This window comes from Haloterrigena gelatinilytica (assembly GCF_013342145.1).
GTDB classification, from domain to species: Archaea; Halobacteriota; Halobacteria; order Halobacteriales; family Natrialbaceae; genus Haloterrigena; species Haloterrigena gelatinilytica.
Window position 1 is genome coordinate 3,242,587 of the sequence record NZ_JABUQZ010000001.1, and the last position, 18,383, is coordinate 3,260,969.

The 18,383-nt window shown below is 66.7% G+C and carries 21 protein-coding genes; 4 read left to right on the forward strand and 17 right to left on the reverse strand.

Going from position 1 to position 18,383, the window contains the following annotated elements; translation table 11 throughout:
* Positions 1-37: 37 nt before the first annotated feature.
* The gene (locus HTZ84_RS16135; RefSeq protein ID WP_174681615.1) at positions 38-475 is read left to right on the forward strand and encodes a hypothetical protein; all 438 of its coding nucleotides are present in this window, start codon (positions 38-40) and stop codon (positions 473-475) included.
* A 41-nt stretch (positions 476-516) separates the two neighbouring features.
* On the opposite strand, the gene HTZ84_RS16140 is transcribed toward HTZ84_RS16135, so the two are convergent.
* The 5 genes from HTZ84_RS16140 to pfdA form a co-directional block, all read right to left on the reverse strand.
* Positions 517-2,214, reverse strand: coding sequence for a Coenzyme F420 hydrogenase/dehydrogenase, beta subunit C-terminal domain (locus HTZ84_RS16140; RefSeq protein ID WP_174681616.1), 1,698 nt, complete (start codon positions 2,212-2,214; stop codon positions 517-519).
* Complete coding sequence (locus HTZ84_RS16145) at positions 2,204-3,904, reverse strand: nitrite/sulfite reductase (RefSeq protein WP_174681617.1); 1,701 nt, start codon at positions 3,902-3,904, stop codon at positions 2,204-2,206. Before HTZ84_RS16145 ends, HTZ84_RS16140 begins: the two co-directional genes overlap by 11 nt.
* Before the next feature lie 283 nt (positions 3,905-4,187).
* Complete coding sequence (locus tag HTZ84_RS16150; RefSeq protein ID WP_254611770.1) at positions 4,188-4,772, reverse strand: hypothetical protein; 585 nt, start codon at positions 4,770-4,772, stop codon at positions 4,188-4,190.
* A 138-nt stretch (positions 4,773-4,910) separates the two neighbouring features.
* Positions 4,911-6,545, reverse strand: coding sequence for a signal recognition particle-docking protein FtsY (gene ftsY, locus HTZ84_RS16155; RefSeq protein WP_174681618.1), 1,635 nt, complete (start codon positions 6,543-6,545; stop codon positions 4,911-4,913).
* 21 nt (positions 6,546-6,566) lie between these two features.
* Entirely contained in the window at positions 6,567-7,016 is a 450-nt protein-coding gene (gene pfdA / locus HTZ84_RS16160) for a prefoldin subunit alpha (protein WP_012941465.1), read from the reverse strand.
* 506 nt (positions 7,017-7,522) lie between these two features.
* Between pfdA and HTZ84_RS16165 the strand changes: the two genes are divergently transcribed.
* Entirely contained in the window at positions 7,523-7,834 is a 312-nt protein-coding gene (locus HTZ84_RS16165; protein ID WP_174681619.1) for an ASCH domain-containing protein, read from the forward strand.
* 41 nt (positions 7,835-7,875) lie between these two features.
* Here the strand turns inward: HTZ84_RS16165 and HTZ84_RS16170 are convergent, their stop codons facing one another.
* The 10 genes from HTZ84_RS16170 to HTZ84_RS16215 form a co-directional block, all read right to left on the reverse strand.
* On the reverse strand, positions 7,876-8,088 hold the full coding sequence (locus tag HTZ84_RS16170) for a hypothetical protein (RefSeq protein WP_174681620.1): 213 nt from the start codon (positions 8,086-8,088) through the stop codon (positions 7,876-7,878).
* Between the two features lie 88 nt (positions 8,089-8,176).
* Positions 8,177-8,842 (reverse strand): translation initiation factor IF-6, encoded by a 666-nt coding sequence (locus tag HTZ84_RS16175; RefSeq protein WP_174681621.1) that lies wholly within the window; start codon positions 8,840-8,842, stop codon positions 8,177-8,179.
* Positions 8,843-8,844: 2 nt separating this feature from the next.
* Positions 8,845-9,123, reverse strand: a complete 279-nt coding sequence (locus HTZ84_RS16180; protein ID WP_008892985.1) for a 50S ribosomal protein L31e — start codon at positions 9,121-9,123, stop codon at positions 8,845-8,847.
* Between the two features lie 2 nt (positions 9,124-9,125).
* Entirely contained in the window at positions 9,126-9,278 is a 153-nt protein-coding gene (locus HTZ84_RS16185; protein WP_004267621.1) for a 50S ribosomal protein L39e, read from the reverse strand.
* Between the two features lie 78 nt (positions 9,279-9,356).
* On the reverse strand, positions 9,357-10,322 hold the full coding sequence (locus tag HTZ84_RS16190) for a hypothetical protein (protein ID WP_174681622.1): 966 nt from the start codon (positions 10,320-10,322) through the stop codon (positions 9,357-9,359).
* Between the two features lie 168 nt (positions 10,323-10,490).
* On the reverse strand, positions 10,491-11,048 hold the full coding sequence (thpR, locus tag HTZ84_RS16195; RefSeq protein ID WP_174681623.1) for an RNA 2',3'-cyclic phosphodiesterase: 558 nt from the start codon (positions 11,046-11,048) through the stop codon (positions 10,491-10,493).
* A 123-nt stretch (positions 11,049-11,171) separates the two neighbouring features.
* Positions 11,172-11,903, reverse strand: a complete 732-nt coding sequence (locus HTZ84_RS16200; protein WP_174681624.1) for a hypothetical protein — start codon at positions 11,901-11,903, stop codon at positions 11,172-11,174.
* Positions 11,904-12,006: 103 nt separating this feature from the next.
* Positions 12,007-12,816 carry an ABC transporter permease gene (locus HTZ84_RS16205; RefSeq protein ID WP_174681625.1) on the reverse strand — a complete coding sequence of 270 codons (810 nt, stop codon included), beginning with the start codon at positions 12,814-12,816 and terminating at the stop codon, positions 12,007-12,009.
* Positions 12,817-12,877: 61 nt separating this feature from the next.
* Positions 12,878-13,702 (reverse strand): ABC transporter permease, encoded by an 825-nt coding sequence (locus tag HTZ84_RS16210; RefSeq protein ID WP_174681626.1) that lies wholly within the window; start codon positions 13,700-13,702, stop codon positions 12,878-12,880.
* A complete protein-coding gene (locus HTZ84_RS16215) occupies positions 13,702-14,616 on the reverse strand; it encodes an ABC transporter ATP-binding protein (RefSeq protein ID WP_174681627.1) in 915 nt (304 codons plus the stop codon). Before HTZ84_RS16215 ends, HTZ84_RS16210 begins: the two co-directional genes overlap by 1 nt.
* Before the next feature lie 116 nt (positions 14,617-14,732).
* Between HTZ84_RS16215 and HTZ84_RS16220 the strand changes: the two genes are divergently transcribed.
* Both HTZ84_RS16220 and HTZ84_RS16225 read left to right on the forward strand, forming a co-directional pair.
* On the forward strand, positions 14,733-15,629 hold the full coding sequence (locus HTZ84_RS16220; RefSeq protein ID WP_174681628.1) for a tetratricopeptide repeat protein: 897 nt from the start codon (positions 14,733-14,735) through the stop codon (positions 15,627-15,629).
* Positions 15,630-15,632: 3 nt separating this feature from the next.
* Positions 15,633-15,932, forward strand: coding sequence for a DUF424 domain-containing protein (locus HTZ84_RS16225; protein ID WP_174681629.1), 300 nt, complete (start codon positions 15,633-15,635; stop codon positions 15,930-15,932).
* Positions 15,933-16,230: 298 nt separating this feature from the next.
* Here HTZ84_RS16225 and HTZ84_RS16230 read toward each other — a convergent pair whose 3' ends face one another.
* Together HTZ84_RS16230 and HTZ84_RS16235 are read right to left on the reverse strand one after the other, a co-directional pair.
* Entirely contained in the window at positions 16,231-17,106 is an 876-nt protein-coding gene (locus HTZ84_RS16230; protein WP_174681630.1) for an ABC transporter permease, read from the reverse strand.
* On the reverse strand, positions 17,103-18,080 hold the full coding sequence (locus HTZ84_RS16235; protein WP_174682606.1) for an ABC transporter ATP-binding protein: 978 nt from the start codon (positions 18,078-18,080) through the stop codon (positions 17,103-17,105). The genes HTZ84_RS16230 and HTZ84_RS16235 overlap by 4 nt, the downstream gene beginning before the upstream one ends.
* Positions 18,081-18,383: the final 303 nt, after the last annotated feature.

The window sequence follows — 18,383 nt, forward strand, 5'->3', positions numbered from 1 at the left end:
GCCGTTTCTTTTCCGCGAAACTCGTCTCGTGGCGACCATGGACGAGCAGGCGCGGCTGGCGGAACTGGACGCCGAGAACGCGGAACCGCTCGTAGAAACTGCGCTCGAGACCGAGTACGTCGACCGACTCGAGCGGTATCTCGACGCCGAACACGACGAGGCGGTGCCGATCGAGAACCCCCGCGCGTTCGAGCGCGGCGACGGCGTCCGAGCCGTCAGCTTCGAGAGCGAGACGACGGTCGCGGACAGGCCGGCCCTCGCGGTGACGGTCCACGTCGACGACGGAGCGGTCGTGCAGGCGACCGCCGAACGGCGCGGCCCGGACGTCGACGGGACGGTAGAGCTCCTGTTCCCGGCCGAGATCGCTCCCGATCCGGCCGAGGCGGTGCGAGACCTCTTCGAGGCGAGGGGCCAGTCCGTCTCGGTGACCGTCGACGAATCGGGCGACGTGACGGCGTACGCGATCGAGGCGTGAACCGAACGAACGGAAACGAAATCGACGCGAACCGACTCAGTTCAGTGACCCTGGTCGTGCGGGTTCAGGGCGGTGCCGTAGTTCTCGGCGTGGTCGGTGTAGTCGATGAACCGGGGCGCGTCGGGGTCGAAGGGACGCTCGAGGCTCTCGAAGGCCTTCTTCTTGTCCCAGCCCTGGAGCTTGCCGATCGCCGAGCGATCCTCGAGATCGTGGTAGTCGAGTTTCGGCTCGGTCATTTCCCAGGCCTTCATCCCCTGGTCGGTCCGGATGATGACGCTCGAGTACTCGTCGGAAGAGCCGACGGAGCCGACGGTGATGTCCGAACAGAAGCCGGTGAAGTCGGCACACTCGTCACAGCCCTTGAGCGCGGCGTCGTGGAAGTTCTCGATGTCCTCCTCGACGATCATCTCGCCGTCGTGGTCGTAGACCATCATCTTCCCGTTGAGGACGTCCATCTTGCCGATCTCCGACGGGGAGATGCCGCGCTTCTCCTCGAGCTGTTCGCCCATGAGGCTGTGGTAGTTGAAGTTCTTCGTACACATCAGCGCGATCGTGTAGTCGACCGCGCGGATGCCCTCGTTCTGGGCCTGGTAGTCCCACTCGAAGTCCTGCAGGGCGCGGATGCCCTCGATCTCACACGGCGTGCCGACGATGGCCAGCGAGAGGTCGTCCCAGTCCTTGTCGGGGAGCTTGTGCTCCCACTGTTTCAGGTCGAGGTTACCGAGCGCGAGCGTCTGGTTGTAGACGGTGCCGGCGTTCTCGATGAGCTCCTCGGTGGTCGTCGCGAGGAAGCTCTCGGCCTTCCACTCTTCCTCTTCGCTCTCGGTCGCGACGAGGGCGCCGTCGATCTCGCCCTCCTCGAGCAGCGTCGAGAGGACGCCGGTGACGACGCCGCCGTCCTGGGCCTGATCGGTCCAGTCGTCCTCGACCTTCGCGGAGAACTCCGTGATCGGATCGCCGGCGCCCTTGACGTTGTCCTCGCCGCCGGTGATCTTCCACTGGCGCTCGTAGCGCATGCCGCCGCGGGGACAGAAGTCCCAACAGAGCGAACAGCCGGTACACATCTTGACCAGCTTCGGGAGATCGTCCTCGCCGACGCCGATCGAGTCGGACGGGCAGGCGGCGACGCAGGTCCCACACTGGATACAGCGGCCTTCGTCGATGACGGCCTCGTCCAGTTCCATGAACCAGGTCTTCTCGTCGGGCGTCTCGATGTCGTTCATCTGCGATCGGATCGAGTACTCGGGGGTGTCGAGGTCGACGCCCTCCGGAATCCCGACGTGGGTGTCGGGCGCGTCGTCGTAGACGTCCTGGCTGACGCCCTCGGCGGGCTCGGTGAACTCGAGTTCGCCGAGTTCGCCCATCTCGTCGACGTTGGCGGCGCCAGCGCCGTCGGTGGCGACGCGCTTGTCGTCGGCCGAGCCTGCGGCCGCGGCCGGTTCGGCCGTCTTCTCGCCGCAGGTGCAGGTGTCGGGCGAGCAGCTGTCGCCCTCAGTATTACCGCCGTCGGCGGCGATGGCGCCGTCTCGAGCGTGCTCGGTTCCCTCGCGGGAGCGCGGCGCAGCGCCGCCCGTCTCGGGGAACATGACCGCTTCGTCGTCGTCCGTGTTCGACTCGGGGACGGTCGGGAAGACGCGCTCCTCGGTCTTAGCCTCGTCCTCGCGGCTCGCGGCTTCGCCGCTCGCTCCCGCTCGCTTCTTCGCGGACTCACTGCGTTCGTCCTCGCCGTTAGTCCCCATGGGCAACACCTCGTGCGACCGGCGCGTCGGCCCCTTGCATGATCTTGCGAAGGCGCTCGTTGTCGACGCGGCGGGTCCACTCGTAGAACTTCTCGCCGTCGTCGCGACCCTCGCTGTAGGCCTCGAACAGCTGTTCGAGGGCGGGGATCACGGCGTGGGCGGGCACGGCGTTCTCGACCCAGTCGAGGAACTCGTTGTCGGCGCCGAGCGAGCCGCCGAGACCGAAGTCCATCCCTTCGACGATGTTGTCGCCCTCGGCGTTGGTGCTGTTCTCGTCCTCGACTTTGACCGTCTCGCCGCGGAAGCCGATGTCGGCGATCTGGGGCTGGGCGCAGGACGCCGAGCAGCCGGACATGTGCATCCGGATGGCCTCGATGTCGTCGGGGACGTCGATGCGCTCGTCGAGCTCGCGGGCCCAGCGCTTGGTTCGCTTTTTCGTCTCGATGATGGCGTAGTTACAGAACTCGTTGCCCGTACAGCCGACCGCACCGCGGGAGAACGGCCCCGGATCGGGGCTGTATTCCCGGGCGAACGGCTCCGCGAGGAGATCGTCGACGTTCTCCTCGGGGATGTGGGTGATCAGGAAGTTCTGATCGGTCGCCAGACGCACGGAGGCGTCCTCGGTCCCGTACTTCTTCGCGGCGCGGGCCGCCGCGGCGAACTCGTCGCCGCCCATGCGGCCGGCGATCACGTTGAAGCCGACGTAGTTGAGCCCGTCCTGCTTCTGCTCGTGGACGCCGACGTGGTCGCCCTGGTAGCCGACGGTCAGGTTCTCGCCGCCGGTGGGCAGGTCGATCGTACAGCGGTCGCGGACGGCCTCCTCGAACTTCTCGGGACCCATCTGCTCGACGAGGTACCGCATGCGGCAGACGCCGCGGTTGTTGCGGTCGCCGAGTTCCTTGAACGTCTGGGCGACGGCGCGGCAGAACTCCACGGCGTTCTCGGGTCGGATGAAGACGTCGAGCTCCGAGCCCATCCGCGGACCGTCGGAGAGACCGCCGCCGACGCGGGCGTGGAAGCCGTAGAGGTACTCGCCGTCGATCTCCTTCTTCGCGGGGACGAGACCGACGTCGTTGATCTGGGACTGCGCGCAGTCGTGGGCGCAGCCGGTGATCGTGATCTTGAACTTCCGCGGGAGGTTCGCGTACTCGCGGTTGTTCGTGAAGTAGTCGGAGACGGCGTCGATGACCGGTTGCGCGTTGAAGCACTCGTGGTCGTCGAGACCGGCGGCGGGGCAGCCGAGGACGTTCCGGGCGGAGTCCCCGCAGCCCTGAACCGTCGTCAGGCCGACCTCGTCGTACCGTTCCCACATCTCCGGAACGTCCTCGACGCGGATCCAGTGTTTCTGGATGTCCTGGCGGGTCGTGATGTCGAGGTAGGCGTCGCCCCAGAGTTCGTTCTGCTCTTCGCCGCCGTACTCCTCGGGAGCGACGGCGTAATCCTCGGTGACCTCGCCGATGACCTCGGCCTGCTCGGGCGTGAGCTTGCCGCCCGGCACCTTGGTCCGGATCATGAAGTAGCCCTCCTGCTTCTGGGCGTACATGCCGGCCCACTTCAGACGCTCCCATTCGCCGCCGCCGGCGCGCTCCTCGATTTCCTCGAAGGAGAGCTCCTCGTCGGCGTAATCGTAGACGTCGTCGATAACGTCGAGCGGGTGCTTGTTCTGTTTGTATTGTTCCGTCGTATTCATAGATACCACCGCTGGCGAGCGCTGCCAGTAGCCAGCGCGGTCACAGTATCGTGAAGGACCATCGTTTAGCGGGTAGTAACACCCTAGCCCTATACCACCCTGCAAAGGGGCGAATCATGACGAGGGTCATCCGAACAAGAAAATATTGCCTCCTTCCGAAGCCGCGACTCTCCTTGCAGTCGAGAGACCCCCTCGAAGCGGACGGTAACGGAGTTAGATCGGTCCGCTCGATCGAAGGTCGTCACCGATGCATGCAGTATTTTCCGGTAATTGAGCGGCCGTCTCAGTGGAAACAGGCGACGGGGTCGCCCGCGCTCCGCGGGTCGGGATCGAACGTCGGCTCGTCGGCGAGGCCGGCGTAGCGAGCCCGGAGGACGATCCGGTCGTCGAGGTAGTAGGTGACGCGGATGGACCGCTCCGATTCCTCGGGCGTTCGTCGTATTTTGGTCGTCAGATCGTAGACGAGCGAGACCAGTTTCGCCTCGCGATCGGACTCCGCGTCGACCGGTTTCGCGTCCCTCGCCTCGAGGTCGAACTCGAACTCCTCGGTCTCAGACCCGTACTCCTCGAGAAAGGCGTTGTGCTGGTACGCCGCTTCGAAATCGCGGACGTACTCGCCGGCCGACTCGAGCAGCGGGTCCGGCGGGGTCGGATACGTCGCGGGTTCGAGAGCTTCGTCGCGGACGGGCGGGGACGGGTCAGGCCGATCGACGTCGTCGCAGTCGAACTCGTCGGCCGGGACGACGCCGGAATCGAGCGACTCTTCGGACTCCGAATTCGTGAGATCGCCTTCGAAACAGCCTGCAGCCCCCAGAGACAGCCCCACCATCGATGTGAGAAGGGCGCGGCGGGAACGGGGTTTGCGCATACATTGGTGTCAGACAGATATTATATGTAAGTTTCGTATTTCCGTCGAATGCCGGTTCGTCGGTCCGCGCCTCGAAGGAGAATCGACGAGTTGCGACCGCGAAGTAGCCGGAATCGACGCCGGAACGCCGTTCGATCGCTATTCGTCGTCCTCGAGCAAGCGATCGACCATCTCGTCGGGGTCGAACGGGTCGATGTCGTCGTACCCCTGACCGACGCCGAGGAACAGGATCGGCTTCCCGGTGACGTGTGCGATCGAGATCGCCGCGCCGCCGTTGGAGTCGGCGTCGGCTTTCGTCAGGATCGCCCCGTCGATCTCGGCGGCCTCGTTGAACTCGCGAGCGCGGTTGACGGCGTCCTGTCCGGCGACGGCCTCGTCGACGAACAGCGTCATGTCCGGGCCGACGACGCGATCGATCTTCTCGAGTTGGTCCATCAGCCCCTCGTTGGTGTGGAGCCGACCCGCGGTGTCGCCGAGCACGATGTCGATGTCGTTGGCCTCGGCGTACTCGACGCCGTCGTAGAGCACGGCGGCGGGATCGCCGCCCTGTTCGTGGGTGATGAGCTTCGTACCGAGCGCCTCGGCGTGTTGCTCGATCTGCTCGTTGGCCCCGGCGCGGTACGTGTCCCCGTTCGCCATCACCGTCGAGAAGCCCCGCTCCTCGAAGTAGCGGCTCAGCTTCGCGATCGACGTCGTCTTCCCGACGCCGTTGACGCCGGTGAAGACGATGGTAACCGGCTTGTCCGCGGCGGCGATGCGCTCGTCGAAGTCGAACTGACCGACGCTGATCACGTCGTAGATCGCGTCGCGTAACGCCTCCTCGATCACGTCGCCCGTCGAGGTCGTGAACGAGCGGGTTTCCCCGATCAGTTCGTCTCGCAGGTTGTCGAGGATCTCCTCGGTGACGCCCATCTCCACGTCGCTCGAGAGCAACGCCATCTCGAGTTCGTGCAGGGGGCCCTCGAGGTCTTCCTCCTCGATGACGAACTTCCCCTTGACGAGCGAGCGGGCCTTGGTACCGAACCCGGTCGAGGAGGACTCCTCGTCGGCGTCCGCGTCCGCGTCCGCGTCCACCTCCTCATCGTCGTCCTCGAGCGCGTCGGCCTCGGCCGCGTCGGCCGTCTCGGCCTCGAGTTCGCTCTCGGCTGCGTCGGCCGACTCGACGTCGGCAGCCGGTTCGTCCTCGGTCTCGTCCGTCTCCTCGTCGGGCTCGCTGCCGCGTTTGATGATTCCCTTGAGGTCGAGTCCGGAGCTCTCCTCCTCGTCGGCTTCGGGCTCCGGCTCCGCCTCTGTTTCGGGTTCGGGCTCCGGCTCCGCCTCTGTTTCGGGTTCGGGCTCTGGCTCCGCCTCTGTTTCGGGTTCGGGCTCGGCCTCGGGTTCCGGCTCCGCGGCCGACGGATCGTCCGTCGACGCCGCGCCGGCTGTCTCGGCCGCGTCGGCCGTCTCAGCCGCGTCGGGGGTCGACGCGGGTTCCGGCTCGTCGGCCTCCGGTTCGGCGCCGGCCGCCGTCGTCTCGTTCGGCGCCGCCGTCTCGGCCTCGAGTTCGCTCTCGGGCTCGTCGACCGGTTCACCGGTGGTATCAGGAGCGTCCGGAGTCGTCGCGTCGTCCTCGCCGGCCGCGGCCGCGTCGGCTGCCGGCTCGGACTCGGCCTCGATCTCCTCGGCTTGCGCCTCCTCGAGTTCGTCCTCGTCGACCTCCTCGACGTTCTCTTCGGCGGCTTCTTCGGCGTCTTTCCGGAAGCTCCCGAGTTTCTCCTTCAGGTTGTCAAACATGGTGGGAAAGGGGGCCCGTCGTTACTCGTCGGGCTGTTGACCCTGGCCCATCTGCTGCATCTGCTGTTGCATCGCCTGCTGCTGAAGCTGCTGGGCCTGCTGCTCGAGCTCCTCGCTCTCGGTCTCGAGCTCGGCGATCTCGCTGTTGATCTCGTCGATCCGGTCGTCGAGGTTCTCCTTCTTGCTTTCGAGGGCGTCGACGGCGTCGTCCTCCTCGAGTTCCGCGGCGTAGTCGGCGCCGAGTTCGACGATCACTTCGTCGATGTCCTCGATGGTGGCTCGAAGGTAGGCGCCGCCGCCGATGGGCACCTGTACCGTCGAGTCCGTATCCAGCGTCTCGAGGGCCTCGATGGCCTCGTCGGTCTCGGTTTTCTGTTGCTGGACGCCCTCGACGCTCTGTTCGAGTGCCTCGATCTGTTCTTCGATCTCCTGTAGCTCCTGGGACAGCTGCTGTAGTTGTTGCTGACTCATTGTTGGGTATCGTCCTCGAGTTCGATCTGTCTTCGCTTCGGTCCGCATCGACTCTCGAGCCGAGAGAGAACGCGTTCGCAACCGACGCTCTCGTTTTCGGTCACGGCCGCGGTTTCGCGGCGCGCGAAACCGTCGTAATCGGCAACCCGGCCGGTGACCGCAAACCGACTCATGGCTATGACTCCGGCAGGCAGTCGGAAGAATGTTCCTTTCCATCGAAGCCCCGACACCGTTCGCGGTAGCCGTCGGCGTTCCGGCGGTCTCCGGACCGAACGGCCGATATCTGACCGGGCTGCCGCCGGAAGAGCCGCCGGGGAACGTACGCGGGCCGCGTTTCCGGCGACCGATCGCGGCGGGTTCGACGCCGTCGAACTCGGAGGGCGGGTTCCCGTCGGTCGCGTCCTGAGACGGCGCCGTCTCGTCCTGCGGAGTCGCGTCGCTACGACGGTCAGGGTATCGCGAGGGGCTAACTGACTTTGCGCGCGGCGTCGTAGCTCCGCCGAACCATGACCGAACTCGACGCCGACGACCTGCTGCCCAGCGACCGAATGCGCAATCACGTCCTCGAGGGCGAGGTCACCCAGATCCACCGCGGCCACCGGTACGCCGAGGAAGGCGACACGTTCGCCATCGACGACACGACCTTCGAGGTGACCGACGTGACCGAACGGACGCTCGGCGATCTGACCGACGAAGACGCCCGAGCCGAGGGGATGGACGACCTCGAGGGGTATCGGCGCCTGCTCGAGCGCGCCCACGACGACTTCGAGTGGGACGACGATAGCGAGGTCGTCCGCCACCGGTTCGAACCGCGATAGCCGGTCCGTGATCCCGCGATTCGCGGCGTCGTCAGCCGGAGTCAGTCGAGTATCGACCGCATCAATGCGGTGACGAGCACGAACGTCGTTGCGAACACGATCCCGCTACGCGCCGCGTCGGCGAGCGGTTCGGAGCGGACCGCGGCGTAACCGACGCGGGTGACGAGCGGACAGAGGAACAGCAGTCCGTAGTAGGGTACCGGATGGCGTTCGAGATACGCCTCGACCCTCCAGTATCGGGTTCGAAGCGACATCTCCCACTCGAGACCACGTCCAGCCCCGACAAAAGGAGTAGCGTTCCGAAACGTTCCGGAGAGAACGAACCGTCGGTCGAACGGCCGATCAGTCGAGATAGCCGAGCGCGTCCTCGATCCGGCCCAGTTCCGGTCCGGTGGTGTCCTCGCCGACGACGTAGCCGGACTCGTTGGCGATCAGCCCCGAGCCGACCAGCGGCGCGCCGTAGTTGACGGTGCCGACGTCAGCCCGGACGTCGAGCGTCTCCTCTAGGACGTCCAGTTCCTCGTCGGTCGCCTTGGGATGACAGAGCACCCCGGAGTTCGTCGCGACCGCGGCGGTTCCGACCGTGCGAACGCCCGCGAGGTCGCCGCGTTCGACGGGGACCTCGAGGGTGTCCCTCACGATCTGGACCGTCTCCCGCGGGAGGTCGGGGTGGACGTACGCGCCGTAGTCGTTGGCGAGCACGACGTTTCCGGCGGCGTTGATGTTCCCCGGCAGCTCCGCGACGGGCACGTCGACCGCCTCCTCGAGCGCCTCGCGCTCGTACTCGAGGACGCGGGCGCTGACGAGCAGCCCGTTCTCGTTACCCGTGGCTAACGCGCCGACCGTCGAGGAACCGCCGACGGTCGTCTGCACCGCGGGCACCTCGAGTTCGTCGGTCAGATCGGCGACGACGTCGTCGTCGACGTCCGGGCGAACGAGTACGCACGAGTCGGTCGCGCGGGCGAAGACGCCGACGTACGCCGACCCGGCGAAGGCGAGGCGTTGCAAGTTTAGTCGGCGACCTCGGCCTCGACGACGGCCTCACCCTCTTCGTCGAAGCGGGCCGCGCGGACGCGCAGCTTTCGCGGCGGGTTGGAGCGACCGTTCGACCAGACTTCCTCGTTGATCGAGGGGTCGAGACGGATGGCGTCCTCGTCGACCGCGAAGTGTTTCGCGAGGTGTTCGCGAATCAGCCGCATCGCGTAGTCGGCGGCCTCGTGGTTGGCCCCCTTCTTGACGTCGCGCAGCGGAACGGTAACGACGCGTTCCTCGAAATCACTTGCACTCATCGTTACTCGTCAGTGTCGTTGCGCCGCCAGTTGCGTCGCTTGGGGTTGCGCTGGACTTCCATGTCAGTCTTCATCATGACCCAGGCCGGCACGCGGCTGTTCTGGTTCTCGAGTTTGGCAAGACGCTTCTTCTTGCCCTTCGATTTCTTACCCATAGTAGCCGAACGTAGCCCGCGGTGGCTTAAAATCTTGTCCATCTTCGCGACGCGGGTCGACGGCGCCATCGCCGGCGGTTACGGGCCTACAGCCCGCTCGAGATATCGCGTTACCCCCTCGAGCGTCGCCTCGCTCAGGTCGGTCGTGTACGTCCAGTTCTCGACGCCGTCGGCGCCGTCGTGTCGGTGAAACGCCTCGTGGTCGTAGCAGCCGGTGCCGTGGAACCGGGTGCCGGAGCCGATCTCGTCCCGGCCGGCGTAGGCCGACGCCATCGGGGACACGCGCAGCGTCTCGTCGTCGGTCCGGATCGCTTCGCCGAGGTCGTGATCGCACGGCGAGTCGCCGACCGCCTCGGCGACGTCGCTCGAGAGGAACGTGTGCAGCGTCTCGTGGATCGCCATGTTTCGCGTGACGGCCCGGGAATCCCAGACCTCGCTGGCGCCGACGTTCGCCACCGTCAGCGCGTCGCCGGGGCTCCCGTGGGCGTCGTCGCCGACGTGCGCGTTCGGCGACAGCGTCCCGCCGTAGCCGATCCGGTAGTTCAGCGGCTCCCAACGCAGCAGCAGGTGGCAGGTCGAGCCCGTCAGCGCGTCGCGTTCCCGAAGCCGACGGTGGAACCCGTCGAGGACCGTCTCGAGCGAGGGAAGGACGGCGTCGGACGGGCGCTGCACCGCCGAACGGGAGTGCCGAATCGATCCGGCGCGCTCGACGGTGATCTCGAGGGATTCGAGTCGCGACCGCTCGCGGGCGTAGTCGAGAACCTGTGCGACGGCGTCCTCGACGGCCGCCGTCGCGTCCCGCAGCGCCGGCGGCCAGTCGCCCGATCCGGCGACGGCGTGTGGCAGTCGGAGCCGCAACGGGAGCGGGCCGGAATAGACGCGGATCCGAAACGGCGTCTCGGCGGCGTCGGCGACCGCTCGAGCGTCGGCTCGAGACCACGAGACGCCGGCCGCGCCGCCGACGGCGGCCAGCACCTCTCGGCGCGAGACGACGCGCCCGCTTGCGGCCGCGTCGTCGAGTCCGGTCGGAAGCGACGGCGTCACGAGCGATCGACGGCGGTCTCGGCCATCGTGTCCGCTCGCTACGCCGGGCGTCGGTATCGATGTCGACCTTGCATTCGCCGAGCGGCCGCTTCCGGCCCGCACAGCGACTCTCGCGGCGGGGACACTCACTATCGTCGCCGAACCGACGCGGCCGCTATCGGCGGCCGGCTACTCGAGGGGGAACGACTCGACCGTCGAGTACACCGGCCCCGAATCGGTGAGCGCGCTCTCGGTCAGGCGCACCTCCTCGACCGTCGTCTCGCCGATCGTCGGGTCGCGCTCGCGGACGAGTTCCTGAACCAGGTCCTTGCCGCCGGCGTGTTCCATCCGCGCGAGCGTGACGTGAGGCGTGAAGTCGTGAGACTCCGCCTCGAATCCCATCGCCGTCGTTCGCTCCTCGATCGCCTCGTGGAGCCGCGTGAGTTCCTCGCCGCCCGTTTCGGTGCCGAACCAGACCACGCTGATGTAGTCGAGGCTCGGGAAGACGCCGAGGCCGCCGTAGCGGACCGTGAAGGGGTCGACGTCGGCGTCCGCGACCGCGGCCTCGAGCTCTCCCTCGAGGGCGGGCAGTCGATCTTCGTCCACGTCGCCGAGGAACTTCAGCGTGACGTGGGTCTGCTCGGGATCCGTGAAGTTCAGCCCGCTGGCGTCATCGAACTCGGCTTGCAGGTCGGCGACCGACGCCGCGAGGTCGTCGGGGAGGTCGACGCTAACGAACAGTCGCATATCGGGCGTCCGGTCGGCAGGCTATTGAATCGTGTGCCGGGCGACGTCGGCGGCGCGGCGCTCGTCGCCGTCGACGCGGAGAAAAACCAGTGCGGGACTATGCGGTCGACGGCCCGGGACCGATCACTCGAACTCGTCCTCGAGGTCGCTGAAGTCCTCGATGACGTGGTAGCTGATCAGGTCGGCCGGCTCGTCCTGCGCGATGCCGATCACGAGGCTCTGCTCGTCGGTATCGTCGATCGACACGGTGTCGGTCTTGCTCGGGCCGCTCTGTGACGGGTCGTCGGAGTCAGTCTCGTTGTCGGTCTCGTTCCCGTCAGTTTCGTTGGCGGCGTCGGGCTCGACGTCGCCGTCCTCGACGGACGCGTTGGCCAGCTCCTCGTCGGCCGTCGAGTCGGATTCGTTCGTCTCGTTCGTCTCGTTTCCGGAGTCGTCGCTCGAGTCGTCGGTGGTTCCCTCTTCGAGGGGGTCGTCGAGCGCGACCGTGACCTCGTAGTCGCCGGAATCGGTCCAGACGTCGTCGTACTGGGCCGTCGCCTCGGTGTTCTCGTCGGACTCGTCGTCCTCGGACGACGCCTCGAGATCGAACGTCTCCTCGAGGACGGTCTCGTCGTCGGGGTCGACGACCTCGATCGTTCCGCTGACCGATTCGTCGGCGCCGTTGAAGACGTTCACCTCCTGGAGCGCCATGTCGGCGAGGAAGTCGGCGACCGCCGAACAGCCGGCGAGCGAGGCCAGCGCGGTCGCGCTCCCGGCGGCGATGAACGTGCGCCGGGAGCAGAGGCGATCGGTTCGAGAGCGGTCCGTCGACGCGGAGGGCGTCGCTGTCGATCGGGGACGATTTGGCGGGGACATGCAACTTCCACTAAGCAGTTGCATTACTAAAATTTTTGCGTTGACATCTTGTGAAAGAGTGCCGCAGTCAGGGGACGACAGCGACCAAATCGGTCGTCTCCGGTCAGAGGTCGGCGTCCCTGAAGCGGAGGTAACCGATTGCGACGGGACCGAGGACCCAGCCCGCCAGAACGACCAGTGCGGTCCAGGAGTTGATGACCACCGGGGCCTCCGCGGCGAGGTGGGCGTGTGCGGAATCGACCTCGAACCGGACGGCGACGAGGTGACGGTACGCCTCGCTCGGCGACGCCAACTGGAGGGCCACCGCCCAGTCGGGGATCGGCGACGGGGCGTTGAAACGGAACAGAACCGAGACGATCGTGTCCACCAGCCAGATCCAGACCCGGTCGAGCGCGACGTAGAGGCCGATCGCCCTGACGAGAACCTGCCGATCGGTCTCGAAACTCATCGAGCAGGCGATCGCGATCGAAACGAAGGCGACGCCGTACAGCACGGTCGCGCCGACGAAGACCAGATACGACGCCGGCGCCGCGGAGTCGTACTGCGCGGCCGCGACCGCGCCGGCGACGACCAGTCCGGCGACCAGCGGGAACCCGAGCACGAGCGAGCGCCCGACGAGTTTGCCGGCGACGAAGTCCCGGCGCGACTGGGGCAGCGACAGCGCGAGGACGAGACTTCCCGATTCGCGCTCGTAGAGCACGGCCTTGTAGCCCAACGCGATGCCGATCAGGGGTACCAGCCCGTAGACGTTCCCGAACGCCGTCCGAACGAACGCCGGGAACGCTCCGGACTCCGGACCGAAGACCGCGCTCCCGAGAACGAACAGGCCGACGAGCGCCGCGAGCAGGACCCAGATCGTCCGCGAGCGGATCGAATCCCGGAAATCCTTTCGTGCGGTCGGTCGCCAGCTCATCCGCGATCACCGCCGTCGAAGGCCGTTCGGAGAACCGTACCGTCGGAGGGTGTGCGATCGATCATAGGTCTGTGGTGCGAAATCGCAGATAGCCGAGCGCGACGGGGACGACGGCCCAGGCGAGAAACAGCGGGAGCGCGAGCCACTCGCTGAGGTACCAGGCGCTCGATTCCGCGTAGGGGCCGGCGCCGCCGTCGACGAAGAACCCGGTCACCAGCCGATCGTACAGCGTTACCGGGTTCAGTCCGAACAGGAACAACGCGGGGTCGGGCAACGCGCCGTCGATCAGTCCGACCGTCTCGAGGCCGAACACCAGGGCCGCGCGAACGGTCCGCCAGACGAGGACGAACAGCCCGTACGCGCCGAACGCGCCGGCGGTCGCGAGGTGTTTCGACCGGGTGAGCATCGAGATCGCGGTCGCGATGCCGACGAAGATCACGCCGTAGAGGACGGTCAGCGCGACGAAGGCCAGATACCAACCCGGCGAGAGCGAGCCGAAGGGGTAGACCACGAGCGCGCCGGCGACGGCCAGCGCGGCGACGAGCGTCGTCGCGAACGCCAGCGAGCGCCCGACGAGTTTGCCGACGACGAGATCGCGGCGGCTGTACGGCAGCGACAGCAGCAGCGTCAACTGGCCGGACGTCCGCTCGGTGACGACCGCGCCGTAGCCGAGGAAGACGCCGATCAGCGGCAGGAGGTAATCGATGCTCCCGGTCAGGAAGCCGAAGCCGGCGAACGCTTTCGTGGTGTAGGGCTCGCTGCCGAGAATCGGATACAGGTAGCCGCTCAGGACGCAGGCGCCGGCGAGCAGCGCCAGCAACCATCGGATCGCTCGAGAGTCGCCGGTCGTCGCGTACTCCCGGCGCGCGATCGTCGTCCACGACATCAGTTCGCTCCGCTCGTGTACTCGACGAACATCTCCTCGAGCGACGCCTCCTCCGTCCGGAAGTTCTCGATGTCGACGCCGGCCTCGTTGAGCGTGATCAGCACGTCCATCTTGGCGTCGTTCGAGCAGGTCACCTCGACCCTGTCGGCCTCGGGGTTCGGCCAGGCGCGCTCGACGCCCGCGAGCGATTCGACCCGCTCGAGGACGTCCGCTTCGGCGCGGTCGACCGTGATCAGCAGCTTCGTCGTGCCGCCGACCGACTGGCGCAGCCCCTCGATCGTGTCCGTCGCGACGAGTTCGCCGTCGTAGAGGATGCCGACGCGGTCACAGACCGCCTCGACCTGCTCTAAGATGTGACTCGAGAAGAAGACGGTCGCGCCGCGCTCGCGTTCCTCGCGGATGACCGTTCGGATCCGCTTGATCCCGTGGGGGTCGAGCCCGCTGGTGGGCTCGTCGAGGACGAGCAGGTCGGGCTCGCCGACCAATGCCATGCCGAGGACGAGCCGCTGGGCCATCCCCTTCGAGTAGCCGCCGGCCCGTTGGTCGGCCGCGTCGCGGATGCCGACCCGATCGAGGACGGCCATCGGTTCGACGTCGGCCTCCTTGGCCTCGATCGCGTACTCGAGGTGCTGTCGTCCGGTCAGTCGGTCGTAGACGGTGTAGCCGTCGGGAAGGACGCCCATTCGGGACTTGGCCGCGACGGACTCCGCCTGGCAGTCGTGACCGAAGATCGCCGCCCGACCGTCGTCCGGTTGAGCGAAGTCGAGGAACACGTTGATCAGCGTCGACTTGCCCGCGCCGTTCGGTCCGAGGAAGCCGAAGATCTCGCCCTCGTCGACCGTCAGGTCGACGCGATCGAGCGCCGTCACGGTCCCGTACCGCTTCGAGACGTTCTCGACCGTTATTGCAGCCATGTATTGTTAGAAGAATAACTGTTTTATAGTTCTTTTCACTCGATACGTTCGACGGCGGTCGGTCGGCCACTCCCGAGGTCGCAGCCCTTAACAGTCGTCACCGCTAGTTTCCGACAATGACTGACCGAGAAGGCGATCGCGAGGGCGATCACCGATTCTCCGACGGCGAGGGATTCGACGACGCCTACGAGGAGTTCGATCTGGACCCGCCGGAGCTGGCCGTCGATCCGGGGAAGGTCGACCCCATCGACTCGCGGGTCGTCACCGACACGCTCGACGACCAGAACATCGCCACGGACGACGTCGACGCCGAGGAACTGCTCGACGTCGGCCTGAACTACATGCAGATCAACCGCTACGAGCAGGCCACCGACGCCTTCGAGCGAACCGCCCAGTTCACCGAGGACGAGCGCTTAGAGCAGGAGGCGTGGGTGAACAAGGGCGTCGCCCACGCCGAACTCGAGGAGTACGACGCGGCGATCGGCGCCCACCGCGAGGCCATCAACATCGACGACTCGAGCGAGCACGCGGCGACCGCCGAGACCAACCTCGCGTACGCGCTCTGGGAGTTCGGCGAGACCTCCCAGGCCCTCGACCACGCCGAGCGCGCCGTCGAGATCGACGAGCGGTTCGCCGAGGGCTGGTTCAACCGCGCCTTCTTCCTCTCGGAGCGCGGGCTGGCCGAGGAGGCCTTACACTGCATCGACAACGCCATTCGGCTGGGTCTGCGCAACACGAAGGTCCTCGAGGAGAAGGCCGAGATTCTGGAGGAACTCGGCGAGTACGACGAGGCCGAAGAGATCGCCGAGGAGGCAAACGAGATGCGCGAGCGCGCCGAACAGCGCGTCATGGAGGAACGCACGGACGCCCAGTCCCAGGGACGAGGCCAGGGCGGCTCCCTCGGCGGTCCGCAGTCCCAGCCCCAGCGCGGACAGGAGCCACAGGGCGGGTTCGACATCGCCGATCCCGGTCAGGCGTCCGACCGAGACGAGGAAGACTGGCGGCTCGAGTAACGAATGCTCGTCAACGAACGACAGACCCAGGAGGGACTGCTCGTGGCGGTCTGCGACGAGGACGTCCTCGGCGAGACCTTCGAGAGCGACGACATCTCGCTGACCGTCACCGAGGAGTTCTACGGCGGCGAGAGCGCCGACGAGCGCGCCGTCGTCGACAGCCTCTCGCGGGCGGCCGTCGCCAACCTCGTCGGCACGCGCGCCGTCGAACTCGCCATCGAAGAGGGCTTCGTCGACGAGGCGAACGTCCTCGAGGTCGGGTCGACGCTGCACGCGCAGTTGCTGCGGATGCAGCAGTTCTGAGACCGAAGTTTTGCTCTGTCGTTCGAGAGAGCGAAGCTCTCTCGTGACTGAGCGAATCTTCGATTCGCGAGGTCCGCGAGACCGGAGGTCTCGCTTGATGACGAAAGACGCCTTCGGCGCCTTTCGAACCACGGGCGCGGCGAAGCCGCGCCCTCGGCAAAAATTCGATTAAAAGCACTCCTCCTTCCCCTACGGGTCAGTCGTCGGCCCGCTCGCTCACTTCGTTCGCTCGCGGTGACTGCACGCTTTCTGCTCTATACTGACTGGATTCACGATCGAACCGTGCGGCGCTCGAGCGCTACAGATCCGTCCGATTGAACCGATAGTAGCCGACCGCGACGGGGACGACCAGCCAGCACAGCAGGACGACGACGCCGAACTCGTCTTGCAGGTAGAACGGCGCGTCGCCGGGATAGCGCTCGGCGGGCGTCATGCCGTAGGCTTCGACCGACTGGAGGCCGTACTGGAACTGGAACGGGAACACCGATCCCTCGACGATCTGGCTGATCAGGTTGGTGTAGGCGAAGATCGGGTTGAACTGCTCGACGACGAGGTACCAGGTTTCGGCCTCGACCGGAGGACCCTCGCCGTAGATGAGGTAGTAGGGACCGGCCGTGATGAGCTCCCACAGCGCGATGAGAATCATGTAGATCCCGACGACGATCGCCATCGACTTGCCCCGCGTGGAGACGGCGGCGGAGGTGCCGACGGCCAGTCCGGCGAAGGCCGCCCCGAACAGCGCGGAGACGGCGGCGAAGCCGAGCCAGTCGACGAACGGAACCGAGCCGAACAGGACCGCGCCGAGGACCAGGGAGACGAGACACGCGAGCGCGACGGCGGCGGTGACGACGGCCGTCCGGCCGAGTAGCTTCCCGAAGACGACGTCGGTCCGGTTCGGCGGCAGGCCCAGGAGGAGCTTGATGCTCCCCGAGCGTCGCTCCCCGACGACGGCCATGTAGCCGGCGATCAGCGCCGCGATGGGGAGGATCACCTGCAGGGGCGTGCCGACGAAGCTGAGCACCTCCGCTGCAGTGACGTCGTCGGCCGTGTACCAGATGGCGACGTAGCCAATGGTGACCAGTCCGACGAGCAGTCCGATCAGCGACCAGAGCAGTTTCGAGCGCCCGGCGTCCTCGAACTCCTTGCGGGCGACGGTACCGATGTGCCCGCTCATCGGGCCACCTCCGACTCCGACGCGGTCGCCGGAGCAGCCTCGGTCTCGGTCGCTGTCTCGCGTTCGTCACCGTTCGTCAGCGCCGTGAACAGCGTCTCGAGCGAGACGTCCTCGATCCGCACGTCCTCGATCGTTGCTCCCGCACCGTCGAGCGCGACCACGAGATCCGCTTTCGCGGCCGAATCGGTGACCGTACACTCGAGGGCGTGATCGGACGCGACGACGTCGGTGATCCCGGCGACCGACGCGGCGGTCTCGCGCAGGCCCGCGGCCGCCTCGACGAGGGTCAGTTCCATCGCCGCGCCGCCGCCGATCTCCTCGCGGAGCCCCTCGATGGTGTCGACGGCGACGAGTTCGCCGTCGTTCAACACGCCGACGCGGTCGCAGACCGCCTCGACGTGCTGGAGGATGTGACTCGAGAAGAAGACGGTCGTTCCGCGCTCGGCCTCCGCGCGAACCAGGTCCTGCATCTCCCGGATACCGTGGGGGTCGAGCCCGCTCGAGGGCTCGTCCATGATCAGCAGATCGGGGTCGCCGACGAGGGCCATCCCGGTCGCGAGTCGCTGGCACATCCCCTTGGAGTAGTCGCCCGCGGGTCGATCGGCGTCGTCGGCCGAGAGGCCCACGCGCTCGATGATCGCGTCGGGATCGTCGTCGGCGCCCTTGGTCTCGATCGCGAACTCGACGTGCCGGCGCCCCGAGAGGCGCGGGTAGATGTCGAATCCCTCGGGGAGGACACCGACCCGGGGGCTGATCGCGTCGGTCTCGGTCTGTGCGTCGTAGCCGAGCACCGTCGCCGAGCCCGCGGACGGGCGGGTGAAATCGAGCAACATGTTGATCGTCGTCGACTTCCCGGCGCCGTTGGGCCCCAGAAAACCGAACACCTCTCCCTCCTCGACCGAGAGGTCGAGGTCGTCGACGGCGACGAGATCGTCGTACGTTTTCGTCAGACTGGACGTCTCTATCGCGGTCAGACACCGCATTCGAGACGCACGAGTCACATAATCGCTGGGCCGCGGCTTCACGACCGGAGACTCCGACGGCATCGAACGCCCGCCACGGAATGCCCTCCGCAGAACGACCGTTCGAGACCGACTACGCCCGCAATCGGAGACTCGAGTCGGCGTTCCAACAGAATCCCAAAACAGTTTGGGAACATCGATATGTCGATCGAAAGAGAACACGAAGATGGCAGGGCGGGATACTGGACGATTCGACAACATCCCTGCCGAGGCACCCACCCACCGACCCACCATTCCCAAACCACTCCCCACCAC